Origin of the sequence: Paenalcaligenes hominis, from assembly GCF_011927625.1 — a bacterium.
Lineage (GTDB): Bacteria > Pseudomonadota > Gammaproteobacteria > Burkholderiales > Burkholderiaceae_B > Paenalcaligenes > Paenalcaligenes hominis.
In genome coordinates this window covers 405,582-420,687 of the sequence record NZ_JAATIZ010000001.1, presented here as the reverse complement: position 1 = coordinate 420,687, position 15,106 = coordinate 405,582, and the positions used below count along the sequence as shown (strand labels likewise).

16 protein-coding genes and 1 pseudogene are annotated in these 15,106 nt (G+C 45.0%); 7 read left to right on the top strand and 10 right to left on the bottom strand.

What is annotated here, in order from left to right:
* Nucleotides 1-9 precede the first annotated feature (9 nt).
* Genes GGR41_RS01955 through GGR41_RS01940 form a run of 4 tightly spaced genes read left to right on the top strand, consistent with a single transcriptional unit; the run spans nt 10 to nt 4,955 of the window.
* Entirely contained in the window at nt 10-951 is a 942-nt protein-coding gene (locus GGR41_RS01955; protein ID WP_077733407.1) for an ABC transporter permease, read from the top strand.
* Between the two features lie 8 nt (nt 952-959).
* Nucleotides 960-1,805 (top strand): ABC transporter permease, encoded by an 846-nt coding sequence (locus tag GGR41_RS01950; RefSeq protein WP_077733408.1) that lies wholly within the window; start codon nt 960-962, stop codon nt 1,803-1,805.
* Nucleotides 1,805-3,502, top strand: coding sequence for an ABC transporter ATP-binding protein (locus GGR41_RS01945; RefSeq protein ID WP_167660763.1), 1,698 nt, complete (start codon nt 1,805-1,807; stop codon nt 3,500-3,502). Before GGR41_RS01950 ends, GGR41_RS01945 begins: the two co-directional genes overlap by 1 nt.
* The gene (locus tag GGR41_RS01940; RefSeq protein ID WP_167660404.1) at nt 3,495-4,955 is read left to right on the top strand and encodes an N-acyl-D-amino-acid deacylase family protein; all 1,461 of its coding nucleotides are present in this window, start codon (nt 3,495-3,497) and stop codon (nt 4,953-4,955) included. Before GGR41_RS01945 ends, GGR41_RS01940 begins: the two co-directional genes overlap by 8 nt.
* 83 nt (nt 4,956-5,038) lie before the next feature.
* On the opposite strand, the gene GGR41_RS01935 is transcribed toward GGR41_RS01940, so the two are convergent.
* Nucleotides 5,039-6,613 (bottom strand): ABC transporter substrate-binding protein, encoded by a 1,575-nt coding sequence (locus GGR41_RS01935; RefSeq protein ID WP_167660403.1) that lies wholly within the window; start codon nt 6,611-6,613, stop codon nt 5,039-5,041.
* Between the two features lie 205 nt (nt 6,614-6,818).
* Between GGR41_RS01935 and GGR41_RS01930 the strand changes: the two genes are divergently transcribed.
* Together GGR41_RS01930 and GGR41_RS01925 are read left to right on the top strand one after the other, a co-directional pair.
* Nucleotides 6,819-8,279 (top strand): NAD-dependent succinate-semialdehyde dehydrogenase, encoded by a 1,461-nt coding sequence (locus tag GGR41_RS01930; protein ID WP_167660402.1) that lies wholly within the window; start codon nt 6,819-6,821, stop codon nt 8,277-8,279.
* A 176-nt stretch (nt 8,280-8,455) separates the two neighbouring features.
* Nucleotides 8,456-8,758 (top strand): hypothetical protein, encoded by a 303-nt coding sequence (locus GGR41_RS01925; protein WP_167660401.1) that lies wholly within the window; start codon nt 8,456-8,458, stop codon nt 8,756-8,758.
* A gap of 427 nt (nt 8,759-9,185) precedes the next feature.
* Here the strand turns inward: GGR41_RS01925 and GGR41_RS01920 are convergent, their stop codons facing one another.
* The 4 genes from GGR41_RS01920 to GGR41_RS01905 all read right to left on the bottom strand — a co-directional run bounded on the left by GGR41_RS01920 (nt 9,186) and on the right by GGR41_RS01905 (nt 10,496).
* A complete protein-coding gene (locus GGR41_RS01920; RefSeq protein WP_167660400.1) occupies nt 9,186-9,482 on the bottom strand; it encodes a type II toxin-antitoxin system RelE/ParE family toxin in 297 nt (98 codons plus the stop codon).
* On the bottom strand, nt 9,475-9,696 hold the full coding sequence (locus tag GGR41_RS01915) for a TA system antitoxin ParD family protein (RefSeq protein ID WP_167660399.1): 222 nt from the start codon (nt 9,694-9,696) through the stop codon (nt 9,475-9,477). The genes GGR41_RS01920 and GGR41_RS01915 overlap by 8 nt, the downstream gene beginning before the upstream one ends.
* Nucleotides 9,697-9,900: 204 nt before the next feature.
* Nucleotides 9,901-10,176: a helix-turn-helix domain-containing protein gene (locus GGR41_RS01910; RefSeq protein ID WP_167660398.1), complete on the bottom strand. Its 276-nt coding sequence runs from the start codon at nt 10,174-10,176 to the stop codon at nt 9,901-9,903.
* A gap of 2 nt (nt 10,177-10,178) precedes the next feature.
* Entirely contained in the window at nt 10,179-10,496 is a 318-nt protein-coding gene (locus tag GGR41_RS01905) for a type II toxin-antitoxin system RelE/ParE family toxin (RefSeq protein WP_167660397.1), read from the bottom strand.
* A gap of 60 nt (nt 10,497-10,556) precedes the next feature.
* Between GGR41_RS01905 and GGR41_RS13055 the strand changes: the two are divergent.
* Nucleotides 10,557-10,673: pseudogene (locus GGR41_RS13055) on the top strand (helix-turn-helix domain-containing protein); the annotation flags it as partial.
* Nucleotides 10,674-10,758: 85 nt separating this feature from the next.
* Here the strand turns inward: GGR41_RS13055 and GGR41_RS01900 are convergent.
* Genes GGR41_RS01900 through GGR41_RS01880 form a run of 5 tightly spaced genes read right to left on the bottom strand, consistent with a single transcriptional unit; the run spans nt 10,759 to nt 14,978 of the window.
* On the bottom strand, nt 10,759-11,523 hold the full coding sequence (locus GGR41_RS01900) for an ABC transporter permease (protein ID WP_167660396.1): 765 nt from the start codon (nt 11,521-11,523) through the stop codon (nt 10,759-10,761).
* A 1-nt stretch (nt 11,524) separates the two neighbouring features.
* The gene (locus GGR41_RS01895) at nt 11,525-12,304 is read right to left on the bottom strand and encodes an ABC transporter ATP-binding protein (protein WP_244951417.1); all 780 of its coding nucleotides are present in this window, start codon (nt 12,302-12,304) and stop codon (nt 11,525-11,527) included.
* Nucleotides 12,297-13,307: an ABC transporter substrate-binding protein gene (locus GGR41_RS01890; RefSeq protein WP_167660394.1), complete on the bottom strand. Its 1,011-nt coding sequence runs from the start codon at nt 13,305-13,307 to the stop codon at nt 12,297-12,299. Before GGR41_RS01890 ends, GGR41_RS01895 begins: the two co-directional genes overlap by 8 nt.
* A 47-nt stretch (nt 13,308-13,354) precedes the next feature.
* Nucleotides 13,355-13,927, bottom strand: a complete 573-nt coding sequence (locus GGR41_RS01885) for a cupin domain-containing protein (protein WP_167660393.1) — start codon at nt 13,925-13,927, stop codon at nt 13,355-13,357.
* Between the two features lie 16 nt (nt 13,928-13,943).
* Nucleotides 13,944-14,978 (bottom strand): porin, encoded by a 1,035-nt coding sequence (locus GGR41_RS01880; protein WP_167660392.1) that lies wholly within the window; start codon nt 14,976-14,978, stop codon nt 13,944-13,946.
* Nucleotides 14,979-15,106: the final 128 nt, after the last annotated feature.

Genomic DNA, 15,106 nt, shown 5'->3' with positions numbered 1-15,106 from the left:
AGCACATTTATGCTGGCCTATATCGCACGCCGTATCGTAACGACGATTCCAGTCGTCGTCATGGTCGCCATCGTGATCTTTGCTTTATTACGCCTTACCCCTGGTGACCCGGCGGCCATCATTGCTGGAGACGACGCGTCACCCGCCCAACTAGAAGCCATACGGATTCAGATGGGGTTAAATTTGCCTATTTATGAGCAGTTTTTCCAATGGACAAGCGATCTGCTAAAAGGCAACTTAGGCACTTCATTATTATCGAATACGCCTGTGACCGCTCTAATTGCCGATCGCATGGGACCTACCATTGCCTTAGCCATCGCCACTCTTAGCTTTACCCTGCTTATTGCCATCCCTATTGGCGTCATTGCCGCTTGGCGTCATGGCAAAATTACCGACCGCTTTGTCATGATCCTCTCGGTATTAGGTTTTTCGATCCCTACTTTTGTGGTGGGTTATCTCTTGATCTATATATTCTCGATGAAGCTAGGGTGGTTTCCTGTACAAGGCTATCGCGACCTCAGCAGTGGCTTTTATGAGTTCGCTAGACGGCTAACTTTACCCACCATTGCACTGAGTGCAGTGTATACCGCTTTAATTGCTCGTATTACTCGAAGTAGTGTTATTGAGGTCATGAATGAGGATTTCGTTCGCACGGCACGGGCTAAAGGCGTAAAAGAAAGCACAGTGCTATTACGGCATGCATTACGTAATGCAGCCGTGCCTATTGTGACAGTAATAGGTATTGGCGCTGCCTCATTGATTGGTGGAGTTGTAGTGACTGAATCCGTATTTAATATTCCAGGCTTAGGGCGCTTAGTGGTTGAAGCGGTACTAGCCCGCGACTATCCCATTATTCAGGGCGTGATCTTGCTGTTCTCACTCACCTATATCGTCATCAACTTAATTGTTGATGTGCTCTACACCGTCTTTGACCCACGTATCACTTACTAGGAGCAGTGATGACTGAACGAACGCTTCTCACAGGTTTACTGCGTCGCTTATTAAGCCCCACTGCTTTTACGGCTTGCTTCTTATTAGTGCTTGTAATTGTGATGGCTTTATTAGCGCCATGGTTGGGAACCTCTGACCCTACACAAATTAATCCCGCTTCTCGACTTGCCCCTATCGGTGCCGAACATTGGCTTGGCAGTGACGCTTTTGGGCGTGATATTTATTCTCGTGTGATCTACGGTGCGCGGGTTTCTATTATTGTTGGCCTTGGAGCTGCCTCTCTTAGCCTACTTTTTGGTTTATTTATTGGTATTTTAGCTGGCTACTTTCGGGTGTTTGATGCCATCATCATGCGCATCATGGACGGCATTATGGCTATTCCAAGTATTTTATTAGCCATCTCACTAGTAGCATTGACTGGTGGTAGCCTACTCACTGTCTTAGTAGCCATCGTCATCCCCGAAGTGCCACGTGTTGTACGATTAGTCCGAGGCGTCATTTTATCGATTCGACATGAACCGTATGTTGAGGCCGCTGTCACTCTGGGCACCCGGACTCCACGCATTATTTTCCGCCATATTATTCCTAACACTTGGGCACCTTTGATTGTGCAAGGTACCTATATCTTTGCCTCGGCTATTTTAATTGAGTCCACTCTCAGCTTTTTAGGCGCTGGGCTACCGCCGGAAATACCCTCATGGGGCAATATGATGGCCGATGGCCGCATGTTCTTTCAGCTTTACCCAGGCTTAGTTTTATACCCAGGCATATTCCTAGCGCTTACTTTATTAAGCGTCAATATATTGGGCGATATTTTGCGCGATGAACTTGATCCTAAAATGGTGAAAAAATGATGAATGCAGCACACTCCTCGCAAGCTTCAGATGATAACGCCGTCTTAAAGATTGAAAACCTTTGGGTCAAAATCGCCAATAAAGACGAAAACAGCTATGCAATTTCAGATATTTCTTTTTCCGTTCATCCCGGTGAAACCGTTTGTTTAGTAGGAGAATCCGGCTCTGGAAAATCCGTGACCTCGCTTGCAACCATGGGGTTGTTAGCGAAATCTGAACTGTATTGCAGCCAAGGAAAAATTTGGTTAGATGGTGAAGACTTGCTCAACGCCACCCCCTCTCGTATACGCGCTTTACGTGCCTCTAAGATGGCGATGATTTTTCAGGAGCCCATGACAGCACTAAACCCTGTAGAACGTGTCGGTCCACAGGTAGAGGAAGTCCTTAAAGCCCATGGTATAGGGAACCCCTCACAACGTAAGCAACAAGTGTTAGAGATGTTCGAGGCGGTGCATCTTCCTGACCCAAAGAAAATGTATTCTGCTTACCCCCACCAATTATCAGGGGGGCAACGACAACGTATTGTGATCAGCATGGCGTTGATCTTAAAACCTCGTCTATTAATTGCCGACGAACCCACTACTGCGCTAGACGTTACAACACAAAAACAGATTTTGGCGCTTATACGAGAACTACAAGAAAAACAAAATACGGCCGTGTTATTTATTACGCACGACTTTGGCGTTGTAGCCGAGTTTTCTGACCGAATAGTGGTTATGAATCGAGGCAAAATGGTGGAAACGGGCACCCGCGACGCTATCTTAAGTAACCCCACTCAAGACTACACACGTATGCTGGTTTCCTCTGTGCCAAGCTTAATACCGAGTGAGGCGCGCGCCATTGCTCCAGATCCCATTCTGCGTGTAATCGACCTAAACAAAACCTATGAAGAAAAACATTTTCTCGCCCCTAACCGCAGTGTAGTGGCCGCTGACAATGTATCTTTCACCCTAAACAGAGGAGAAATCGTGGGTATTGTGGGGGAATCAGGCTCTGGAAAATCATCGGTAGCACGTTGTATTATGCGTCTAATTGAACCCTCCTCCGGACTTATCCAATTAGGCGATAGCGACCTAGCCAAAGCTAAAGGCGAAGCCCTACGGGATCTGCGTCAACGACTGCAAATTGTTTTCCAAGACCCGTATCGCTCATTAAATCCACGACTACGGATACACGATGCATTACTTGAAGGAATGGAAAACTTTGGTATTCCTAAAGCAGAGCGCGACAGACGGATTGCCATGTTGTTGGATTGGGTAGGCATGGATACGTCGGCATTAGAACGTTATCCACATCAATTTTCTGGTGGCCAACGTCAACGCTTATGCATAGCTCGCGCCTTGGCATTAGAGCCAGACGTGCTCGTCGCTGATGAAGCCGTGTCTGCTCTAGACGTATCCGTACAGTCACAAGTCCTCAAACTTCTTGACGATATGCGCCAGCGCATGGGAATCGCTGTGTTATTTATTACTCATGATTTACGCGTGGCAGCTCAAATTTGTGATCAAATTCTTGTCATGCAGCGTGGTGTAGTTGTTGAGGCGGGTCGCGCTGAAGAAATACTTGTCAACCCTCAGCACTCTTACACCCAAAGCCTAATTGAAGCCGCTCCTGGTCGTCATTGGGACTTCCAGAATTTCAGGCCTGTTGATACGGCCACCTCTATGAATCATCAAAGCGAGAGTCTCAATGTCTAAGCACGCAGATTTAATTATTCGCCATGCAGAAGTCGTGGACGGCACCGGGCGCGCCCGGTTTGCAGCTGATGTGGTCGTCAAAGAAGACCGTATTGTTATGGTGGGAGACGCCACTAATTGGACCGCAGAAAATGACCTCAATGCTGAAGGCCTATTGGTTACACCTGGCTTCATAGACACCCATACTCACGATGATCGCGTTATGCTCTCTAACGGAGCTATGTTGCCAAAAATCACTCAAGGGGTCACCACAGTTATTACTGGTAATTGTGGTATTTCACTGGCGCCTACCCCTCGACCTATGACACCGCCCATCACGCCCCCGATGAATTTACTAGACGGCGAAGGTATTTGGTTTAAGTATCCTACCTTTGCCAGCTATATAGCAGCATTAGGCGAATCACCACCAACGACCAATAGTGCTTTATTAGTAGGGCATACTACCTTGCGCATTGCCGTGATGTCAGACTTTAACCGTCCTGCTACTCCAGACGAAATCACAGCAATGAAAGCATTGTTAGTCGAGGCTATGAAAGCAGGTGCAATTGGGTTATCTACGGGACTAGCTTATGAGCCTGCCTTTTTATCAAGCACAGAAGAGATCATTGAGTTAGCTAAAGTAGCAAGTCAGTACGGTGGCCTTTACTGTACACACCTACGCGACGAAGGTGATGAAGTCATGGAGGCATTAGAAGAAGCATTTTTAATTGGGCGCGAGGCGGACTTACCAGTGGTTATCTCGCATCACAAAGTCGCAGGCAAGCAAAACTTTGGCCGCTCTTCTGAAACTTTAGCTTTTATTGAAAAGCAAATGGCTTTACAACCGATTTGCTTAGACTGCTATCCTTACTCTGCCTCCTCTACCGTCCTTGCTGCAAAAGCTGCCGCTTCCGCATTAAAAGTCACAGTCACTTGGTCTGTTCCCCACCCCACTATGGCAGGGCGTGAGCTTGCAGACATTGTTAAAGAGTGGGAAACAACTCAAGAGGACGCTATTAAGCGACTGTCGCCTGCCGGTGCTATCTACCACCGCATGGACGAAGCGGATGTATCGAGAATTTTGGCTTTTAAAGATACGATGATTGGCTCTGACGGCCTCCCTCATGACGAAGTACCACACCCTAGACTGTGGGGCAGTTTTCCTCGAGTACTTGGGCATTACTCACGCGACAGAGGCCTATTCAGTTTTGAGAAAGCCATTAAAAAAATGACTGGGTTAAGTGCTGAAAAATTTGGCTTAAAAGACAGAGGCGTAATACGCGAAGGCGCCTTTGCTGACCTAGTTATTTTAAATGCGGAAACGGTTGCAGAAGGCTCAAGCTTTGCACACCCTACTATTCCAGCAATTGGTATTGAGACCGTCATTGTGAACGGTAAAATAGCTTGGAAAGATGGAGCCGTAACAAGCGCACGTCCCGGAAGAGTATTACAAAGAGCACCAAGCGTAAGTTAAGCTCACCCTGTGTTAACACCTTAAAGAAAGTCATCGCTTGTCTTTAAGGTGTAGTACACAGACTTTCTTTATTAATTTAAAACTTAGCTATTTTTTTCGAGTCCCCAAAATACAGTGATCGGGGCTTCAGGGATATTTTGTAGCGTATTTCTAAAGGCTGCGGGGGTGCGAAACTGCCCTAATGGCACAATCACGCCTTCGTCCACTACGAATTCCTGAATTTTAGCAGCAGTAGCTTGTTTGCTTTGATCATCGGTCGCACGCGCATACTCTAAACGCAAAGCCTCGATTTCAGGCACGTCAGGCCAACCAAACCAAGCATCTTTACCATTGGCTGCAATAGTTGTGTTAGCAAACGGGTCGCCTGACGCTGCAACAATACCGTAAGTCGCAAAAATACCCCACCCGCCTTGCGCTGGCTCGTTTGCATTGGAGCGTCTCGTGACGACTGACTGCCAATCCATGGATTGCATATCAACAGTAAAGCCAGCGGCTTTTAATGCTGAGGCAATAACCACTGGCTGAGGCGAAGCCATCACATGATCAGTGGGGTGCAAGAGAACTACCGGCGTGCCATCATAGCTGGCCTCAGCCAACAGCTCTTTTGCTTTTTTGGCATTTGCCGAAATAATCATTTCTTTGCCGTAATCGGTCGCATTGGGTGTACCACAACCAAAAGGAGAAGCACACGTTGAATAGTAATCAGCGTTACCCACTAAAGCTTTCATAACGTCTTCTTGGCCTACAGCGTACATAGCAGCCTGGCGTACGAGTTTATTATCGAATGGCGGGTGCTTATGATTGAAACGATAATAGCTCCAGTTTCCTAAAGGATCGATCACCTTAGCAGTTATCCCAGGCATATTTTCCACTAAAGGCAATAAATCAAAAGGAAACTTTTCTATAAAATCGACCTCTTCATTAATTAAAGCATTCGCACTCGTCATTGCGTCAGGCATGCTTACCCATTCGACTCGATCTACATTCACCTGCTTGCCACCCGAAGTCCAGTCAGCAGGCTCGTCACGAGGCACATAATCGGTATTTTTTTCATAAACCACCTTAACGCCAGGGCGAAACTCAGACTGCACAAACTTAAACGGGCCAGAGCCGATCATTTCGCTAACAGCTTTTTCGTTAGCTTCTTCTACGATACGTTTAGGCATCATAAAGGCAGGACGAGAGCTGATTTTTGCTAAGCTATCAAGCATAAGGCTAGTCGCTTCGGTTAAGTGAAGCTCAAACACCTGGTCATCCACTATTTTGGTATCAGCTAAAAAGTCTTTTAATACAGGCCCTGTGTTGTCGTTATCTAGCCAGCGTTTAATTGACGCAATGCAGTCCTCAGACGTGACCGGTGTGCCATCGTGCCATTTCAAGCCATCACGCAATGTAAACCGGTACACCTTTCCGTCATCCAACACCTCCCAATCCGCCATTTGCGGCTGCACCTTGAAATTTGAATCAATGCCTACTAAGGTATCGTAGATCATGTAACCATGCTCACGAGTGATAAAAGCGGTACTTTGTATCGGGTCCATCATACGCAAACCCGAGTGCATCACCGCTGTTACGGTTTGCGCACTGGCTACCGTCATCCCCGTTGTGGCGGTGAACAACATTGCCCCCACGAGTCTTTTATTTCGCAGTATATTCATACCTATCCCCAGCTGAAAAATGTAAAAAGGAGCCATTTTCAAACTTAAATGTGACCACATGGTCACACTACAGATTAGCAGGCTTTGGGAAAGCCGCAATTAGTACAAACCTGCGCCTAATCTTGGCTTGGGCCTTGTCAAAAAAGCAGCTCATCCCCTAAGTCTGTGTTGTTGATGCTTATTAATTATTATTTAGAGACAAACTATGCCCCATACCACGGAACATTTTTTACGCAACGCCAACCTAATTAACGGAGAATGGGTACATGCGGACTCGGCTGACACCATCGCCGTCACCAACCCAGCAGATAACACGGTATTAGGCCATATACCGCGTTCAGGCAAAGCCGAAACACAACGTGCTATCGCAGCGGCCAGTGCCGCCCTAACCGAATGGCGTCGTACCTCGCCTGCTACGCGTGCCCAATTGCTACGCGACCTCCACGACGTTATTTTAAAAAACCAAAAAGTTCTGGCCGAGCTCTTAACCCTAGAGCAAGGTAAACCTCTTGCCGAAGCCATGGCAGAAGTCGCGTCCTCGGCAGCCTATGTACTTTGGTTTGCCGAAGAAGCACGTCGGATATATGGCGATGTCGTCCCTAGCCCATGGACCAGCAGAAAAATCCTAGTCACTAAAGAACCCGTGGGCGTAGTTGCCGCCATTACACCGTGGAACTTCCCTTCGTCGATGCTGGCACGCAAACTGGCCCCAGCCCTAGCCGCCGGCTGCACCATTGTGGTCAAGCCCGCCACTCAAACCCCCTACTCAGGCATTGCTTGGGGCATCCTCTGCGAAGAAGTCGGCATTCCTAAAGGCGTGGTCAACATCATTACTGGCTCAGCCTCTGAAATTGGCGATGAGCTTTGTGCTAACCCGGCTGTTAATAAAATTACCTTTACGGGCTCGACCCCAGTAGGAAAAATCCTCTTAAAAAAAGCTGCCGACACAGTCAAAAAAGTATCTATGGAGCTAGGCGGCAACGCCCCGTTTATTGTGTTTGATGATGCCGATATCGAGCTCGCCGTTGAAGGCGCTATCAACACTAAATTTCGTAACTCTGGCCAAACCTGCGTATGCACCAACCGCTTTCTAGTACAAAAAGGCATTTACGATGAATTTGTCACCCGCTTTGCAGCACACGTAAACCAACTAAAAGTAGGCAACGGACTAGAAAAGGGGACCCAACAAGGCCCGCTGATTGATGAAAAAGCCATTGCTAAAGTCGAAGCCTTTATTGCCGACGCCACGGCAAAAGGCGGAAAAATCACCGCAGGCGGAAAACGCCATGCGCTAGGGGGCCTATTCTTCGAGCCTACTGTTATCTCGAACGTAGACCCCTCTATGTCTTTTTTCAAAGAAGAAATTTTTGGCCCGATCGCTCCTATTTATTCTTTTGACACCGAAGCAGAAGCCATTCAAATCGCCAACGACACCGAATACGGCTTAGCGTGTTATTTTTATACTTCTAGTCTCGGCCGCAGCTTCCGTGTTATGGATGCGCTGCACTATGGCATGGTAGGCATTAACGAAGGCCTGATCACCGCTGTAGAGGCCCCCTTTGGCGGCTTTAAAGAATCCGGCATGGGCAAGGAAGGCGGCCGACAAGGCATAGAGGAATACATAGAAAGCAAATACGTGTGCATAGGTGGACTTGGCCTAGACTAAAGACACAAATCCCATCGCCTTAGAAAATTAGCCCCTACCATCGGGGGCTAATTTATTGCCTTCTGCTTTTTAAAGCCAAATAAGCAGAGGAAATAGTGATCTTGTTTAGAAAAATGCACATTGCAATTATAGGTAGAATAGAGCTAACGCATTCATCGATCTAAAAAGGAAAACACATGGGCACCGTTAGCATCTGGCATTACTACTTTGGGTTTATGGGGCTTAGCTTTTTTTGGGGCGTGCTGGCCTGGCTGGTTGGCGCCTTTTTAACCGGCTATGTCGCCAAAGAAAAAGGCTATTCCTTTGGGGCTTGGTTAATTGGTGGCCTACTGTTCCCGGGCATTACTTTATTGGCTGCTGTTGGACTTCCTACCAAATGGCTTGCACAAGCGCAGCCTAAAGAGCGCACTGTTACCCCTGTGCCTACAGCAGAAACAACAGAAAAAAACGAGCCGTATATTACTGTGGATACGATTTGATGGTTTGACTGTCTGTTGGCACTCATTTACGGTTGAGGCGCATTAATACCAATAAGTGTATATCTTGGTGTGCCTTGACCTACAGTGACCAACTTGCAGTCTATTTTTGATTCATTAAAAAGCCATTCCTGATAAATTGAGTCTATATCTTTAAGTTCGGGGCTTATTTTTCCTTTAATTATTTTATCAGTCTGACTAATTTTAAACTCAAACACTTTTGAGGCAGGTAAAACACCTAGCAAAATACCATTAAAACTTTGCTTTTGCTCTAAAATATTACCGTCTTTAAGGTGTTGAGCAGCCTGACTTAATTGCTCTAAGCTGTTGAACTGAAAATTATGCTTGCCAAAACTAAGGCCGCACCAAGCTTTGTTTTTTTCTAGCTGCTCTAGAAATGGTAGGTTGGGATTAGGGCTGAATGGCTGAGTTATTTATTAATGCTAGACTTAATATCTCTATAGAAATTTTCGTGGCTGCCTACATGTAATAATTCTAATGAAACAGCACCATCTTGGTAGCTGTAGCCTAATAAGGTGAGTTGCTTCACCATTTGAAACTTGTAAACACGCAGAAAAACGAGATCGCCTTTTTTCTGCTCACCCAATAGAGGATCAGCCATTATTGTTTTAATGGCTTGATCTAACTCTTTTTTTTGATTTTTCTGTAAACGCTTAACTGCCTTCTTAAAAGTAGGTGTCTGTAAGACCTGAATAATTTTAGTCAAAGCGGTAAACCTCTAACTCTCCTGCCTCTTTTTCAGCCTGAGCAATAATAGCTTGTTGAACAAATTCATAGGGTAGATCAGGATTGTCCTCCATCATTTTGCCTATTTTTGCCCAATGCTCAATTTGTTTGGGAGTAGTTCGGTTTAAGGCTTTACCCATGATTTCTGCTTTATCAAATAAAATTTGATCAATACGAATACTTGTAGTTGCCATAATTAACTCCTGTGTGACTTATGCACCTATTGTAGCATTACGCTACTATTGATGCAATATGCTTCGTGCGCGTGGCTTAAGTGCCCGCTTCGGCCTGCTTGAGACTCGTCATGACCTGACTGTCGGTGTAACGAGACTTTTTCATTGAATTTCCTATTCGGGAAACTTTACGTTATAGCACTGCGGTTTAGTGGGGGAATTACCTTACCGCCTTACTGACTGCAGCGTTAACTCAAACCCACAAGCATGCGCATACTTAACTAAAGTCTGCCAACTAGGATTACTATTACCACGCTCTAAACGACTAATATTACTTTTCTGTGTTTGCATACGTTTAGCGACTTCTTCTTGCGTTAAGCCAGCCTGACTACGCATAGTAAGTAGCTGGTTAATGAAGGCAAACTCTTCCGTAAGTTTTTCATATTCAGCTTTAACTTCAAGATTCTCTAATGCTCTTTGCTTTAAGTTGTGTAAGCTCATGATTAACCAACCTCTTTTTGACGTTTTCTAGCTAAATCTAGCTCTTTTTTAGGTGTTTTTTGAGATTTTTTTACAAAGGCATGCAAAACGTAAATACGTTTACCTTTTAAATAACAAAATAGGCCTCGACCAATACCCTCCTGCGCTTTAGCTCGTATTTCAAATAAGCCCTCGCCTAAAGACTCCGTGTGCGGTGGTCCTAAATTGGTTCCATGCTTTTCTATTAGCTCCAAAAGTTTGATCATTCGAGCTTGAATTTTAGGAGGCATGTCTAAAATCTCATCTTCAACACCTGTATAAAAATCAATTTTCCAGATCATTTATTACCTCTTTCTTGTTATCAAATATGATAACACAAGTAATTTAATGGCTGCTACACTTTGAAACAAGCTAAAGCCTGTACGCCGATTCCAGAGTTATGCTGTATGCATGGCATGAGCAATGCAACGTTTTATAAGTGGCGTGAAAAATACGGTCTTATGAATACTTCCGTAATGTAAAAATATAAGCGCCCGGTTAACACATTTTAACCGGGCGCTTACGCCTTAAAGATACGTCACCTTAAAAAGCAAGATAGATAGTTTAATGCTTTGCTGTTTGTGCTGACTCATGCCAAGGTATAACCACTTTACGCAAAGACCCCACTGCAAAATAAAGAACAAAACCAATCATAGCCAGCAGAATCACCACAGCAAATAAAGTATCAACCTCTAAATCTTGCAATTTGATCGTAGCCAAATAGCCCAGTCCTCGGGACCCAGCAACAAACTCAGACACAACGGCCCCAATAATAGCCAGCACAATCGCCATTTCCATACCCGTCAAAATATACGGCAAGGATGCTGGAACAACTAACAATCGGAACCTCTGCCAAGACGTAGCACGGCCTACATGAAATACCTCGATTAATCCTGTATCTACCGATTTAGCCCCTAAATAACTATTTGAAAAAACAGGAAAAAAGGCTAATAAGGCAGAGATAATGATTTTTGACTCAATACCAAACCCAAACCACAGAATAAACAAAGGAATCAAAGCGACTTTAGGTGTTAGCTGTAGTGCAATCACAAAAGGCTTAAATATTCTATCTAAAAGGTCAATACGACCTAGCAACTGCCCAAGTACGGTTCCCAAAATTACAGCTATACAAAAGCCGCCCAAACACTCTACCAAGGTGGTATAAATATGGTAGTAGGTATCATCACGCTGCATTAATCTGACTAACGCAGATAGCACATCTTCTGGAGGTGGCAGCACCAAAGGTGACACCTCGAAGAAAAACACATACCCTTTCCAAAGTAAGAAGAAAACAATTATTGAAATAATTGGAATGAAATGTCGGCTCACTTTATATCTCCAGGTGATGACGTAATTCATCACAAAACCGCATAAACTCCGGATCACTTAAAAACTTGGTACGTGGTCGATCTAATGTAATTGGGATTTCAGCTACTACCCGCCCAGGCCGAGCTGACATCACTAGGACTCGATCCGCTAAATGCACCGCTTCACTAATAGAATGTGTAATCAAAAATGCACCAAACTTTTGGTTCATCCAAATGGCCTCTGCATCAGCAATGATTTTTTCCCGCGTTAATGCATCTAAGGCCCCAAAAGGTTCATCCAGTAATAACAAGCTGGGTTTTGAAAACAAAGCACGAGCAAATGAGGCGCGTTGTCTCATCCCTCCGGACAACTCAGAGGGTCTTTTTTCCTCAAACCCTTTCAAGCCGACCATCTCACATAAAAACGTTGCTCTTTGCTCATCCTCTGCCGTGACGCTGCCTTGCATTAGCTTGGGCAAAAGAATATTTTTTTGGATGGTTAACCAAGGCAATAAACGATGCTCTTGAAACGCAACACCTATACCTGAATCGTTATTGACCTCTTTAGATAAACGGACCTCGCCTTGGGTAGGCTGCTCTAAGCCGCACAATAAACGCAACAACGTGGACTTCCCACAGCCTGAAGGGCCAATAACAGCCACAAACTCACCATCAGCAATAAACTGATTAATGTGCTCTAAGGCAATAACAGGCCCAGTGCGTGTTTCAAAATGCTTGCTTACATTATCAAAAACGACGACTTTTTGGCGTTCCTCTTGATGGGTCTTGTTTTGATCAGACAAGGCTTGCCTCCCAAAGGCTGTTGTCATACAGACGACGAGAAGTTTTTTTCATCAGACCAGCCTCAACGAGCAACTGCTGACCTTGTTCCCATTGCTCTGGAACATTACGTAAGATGTTGTCTTTACCTTGAGCTAGCCATAATTCTCGGTTGCCCTTCAAATCACTCAAAGCAATATTGGTTTGGTCTATACCGGGCACATCATATTTACTTCCAATAAGACGAATCACTTCTAGCAAATCTTGATCATCCATATCCATCATTTGCAAAAGAGCCTCGCGTACTCCTTTTAAAAAAGCCAAATGTTGCGCGTGGTTTACTTCCAAATCAGACTCACGAGCTACATACACCTGACCCGGTACACCATCATCTACACTCATAACATGCAGTGGATAATCAGCAGCACGTAATCGGGAAACGGTGCTGACATTACCAAAAAAGGCGTCAATGCGACCAGCCTCTATCATGGCAAATGAAGCTGGGCCATCAGCTACTCGCTCTCTTTTCACTCGCTTGGGATCTACCCCTGCTTTTGCAAGCATCAGGTTCAAGGTCGCTTCCATAGAGCCACCAAAAGAAGCTAAACCTATGATTTTCCCCTCTAATTCACTTACTTTATGAACCGCTTTTTTTTCTGACGAAATCACCACAAAAGGCGAGACTTGAGCAATGGTGGCAAAGGCAATAACATCGGAGTTTTCTTGCGCTCGAGCCGCCATGTAATTAGCGCCTCCGGTACGGCCACTATCCACTTGTTTTGCCGCAGTTAACTGAATGACCTGCCCAGCCCCACGTCCTACTTCAACTTTTACATCTAAGCCTAATTTTTGAAAAATACCGGCTGCACTCGGATATAAGACTGGAGCAAACGCCAGTGATAAAGTAATCGGAGTCAAATAAGTGTAAACACCAGCTGCCTGAGAAAAAGCGACATGTGAAGCAAAAGGCAAGCCTAATACACCAACAGTACCTAAACTATTAATCAGAAATTTTCTGCGGTCCATAACAAGTCTCCTACTATTTAAATTTTCTTTCCCACTATTTATGCAATCTAAATCCGCGCTTTTTTTGCAATAGTTAAGGGATGATCTTCAGGATATTCAGGTAAGTCGGGACGATTTGCCCCCAACATGACGCACATTAGCGCCTCCTCTTGGCTTTCATTACGTAACCCCCTATAAACTCCTGGTGGTACGGAAATGACATCCCGTTCCTTTAATACTAGTTCGCACGACTCGCCTCTGTACTCTAAAAAGAGTCGTATAGAGTCCCCTCGCAAAATAAAGAAGGCTTCTTCTACATCGTGATGCACGTGCAAGGGCCCTTCACAGCCAGCCGGAAGAATCATGGTAGAAAAAGTAAAATGCTCTGCGGGGATCGCGTTATCGTCCTGTGTTACGCCCGCAGCCCCTGTCCCAATGTAGCGAGTTTGAGCTCTTTTATAGATTGGGTTTACATCCGCCTGCCAACCTAGAGCGTCCCAATCGTATTGCCGAGTGCTCTTACGAGCCACCCGCGTTTCCATCCACTCTAATAAACTCTTATTTTTAGGCCGCTTCCAACTTTCAAACAAAGGGTTTTCCTGCTCAGGAACAGGGGTATTTTTCACTTTGGATTCACTCATTTTTCTCTCGTTTAGTTTAAAAAGAATGTTGTATGCCCATTCCTAGCTGATGCTTGCTGTGATTGGTTAACGTACTATGATTGCGTACCTGAAACGTATTTCCCATGGCATACAAATGGGTGCGCTTAGAGAGCCTGTAACGATATGCAGCAGCGAAACCATGGTTTTTCGATAAAGTAGCGCGCTGATAGCTCAGCATAGCTGTACCTACTTTTCCAGTAGGTATGGAAACACCTAGACTATAAGCACGATCTCGATCGTTACCGGCAGCTATATAACCTATTGCAGGATTTTTATTTATTTTTCTCTGCTCATTAAAACCAGCAAAAATCCTTACAATCTCAAAATCATACGAAAGAGCTAATTGATAGTTTTGAGAATTTCTCAAATTCGAATTCTTTTTGGCATAAAGTTGGTCATAAGTTAAAGCAGCTCGGAATGGCCCTTTGCTATAGCGCAGGCCAGTAGTTAACACACGATTATTATTAGAGTTACCACTTTGCTGACTATCCTCGGTAGAGAAACTGTATCCAACCCCTAGCTCTATCCCTCCAATTACGGGTGTTAAATAGGTAACAGCATTGTTAATGCGGCCATCCGGGCCATAATCCCCGCTTTTATAACCAAATGTTGACCCGACTGAGTTGCCTGACCATGCCACCCCAAAAGGGCTAGCTATAAAAGGGGTCCAGGAATAACCAAATACAGTTTGTCGCCCTAAACGTAGCTCACCAATCTCACCTTTCAATCCTAGAGTGGCTTGACGTCCAAACAGTCTGCCTTGGGTATGCGTCCCCGTTGTAGTCAAAAATCCGCCCTCTAGAGTGAAGGTTACCGAATAACCATTACCTATATCTTCACTCCCCCTTACGCCAAAACGTGACTGGCCCGCAATACCACTTGCTACACCAAAGTTTCTAGAACCGTTTACTGCTTTGTCATAACGTAAACCGCTATCAATTACCCCATACAACTCCACGGTATTGCTATGCGCATAGGCTGTTGTTGCAATGAGCGCCAAAAAAACTCCTACGCTAGTTCTTAATAACATGCCCCCTCCCATGATTATTCTCATAATTTTGTTCCATATATGAATCAATGATTTATACTAGAAACAAATTGAGTATAGGTACGTTCCAAGCTTAAAACAAATGGGGAAAAACCCTTTGCAAAGCAAAA

Coding starts and splice junctions, on each gene's coding strand:
- GGR41_RS01955 (WP_077733407.1), top strand. CDS start 10: ATGCTGGCCTATATCGCACGCCGTATCGTAACGACGATTCCAGTCGTC.
- GGR41_RS01950 (WP_077733408.1), top strand. CDS start 960: ATGACTGAACGAACGCTTCTCACAGGTTTACTGCGTCGCTTATTAAGC.
- GGR41_RS01945 (WP_167660763.1), top strand. CDS start 1,805: ATGAATGCAGCACACTCCTCGCAAGCTTCAGATGATAACGCCGTCTTA.
- GGR41_RS01940 (WP_167660404.1), top strand. CDS start 3,495: ATGTCTAAGCACGCAGATTTAATTATTCGCCATGCAGAAGTCGTGGAC.
- GGR41_RS01935 (WP_167660403.1), bottom strand. CDS start 6,613: ATGAATATACTGCGAAATAAAAGACTCGTGGGGGCAATGTTGTTCACC.
- GGR41_RS01930 (WP_167660402.1), top strand. CDS start 6,819: ATGCCCCATACCACGGAACATTTTTTACGCAACGCCAACCTAATTAAC.
- GGR41_RS01925 (WP_167660401.1), top strand. CDS start 8,456: ATGGGCACCGTTAGCATCTGGCATTACTACTTTGGGTTTATGGGGCTT.
- GGR41_RS01915 (WP_167660399.1), bottom strand. CDS start 9,696: ATGGCAACTACAAGTATTCGTATTGATCAAATTTTATTTGATAAAGCA.
- GGR41_RS01910 (WP_167660398.1), bottom strand. CDS start 10,176: ATGAGCTTACACAACTTAAAGCAAAGAGCATTAGAGAATCTTGAAGTT.
- GGR41_RS01905 (WP_167660397.1), bottom strand. CDS start 10,496: ATGATCTGGAAAATTGATTTTTATACAGGTGTTGAAGATGAGATTTTA.
- GGR41_RS01890 (WP_167660394.1), bottom strand. CDS start 13,307: ATGGACCGCAGAAAATTTCTGATTAATAGTTTAGGTACTGTTGGTGTA.
- GGR41_RS01885 (WP_167660393.1), bottom strand. CDS start 13,927: ATGAGTGAATCCAAAGTGAAAAATACCCCTGTTCCTGAGCAGGAAAAC.
- GGR41_RS01880 (WP_167660392.1), bottom strand. CDS start 14,978: ATGTTATTAAGAACTAGCGTAGGAGTTTTTTTGGCGCTCATTGCAACA.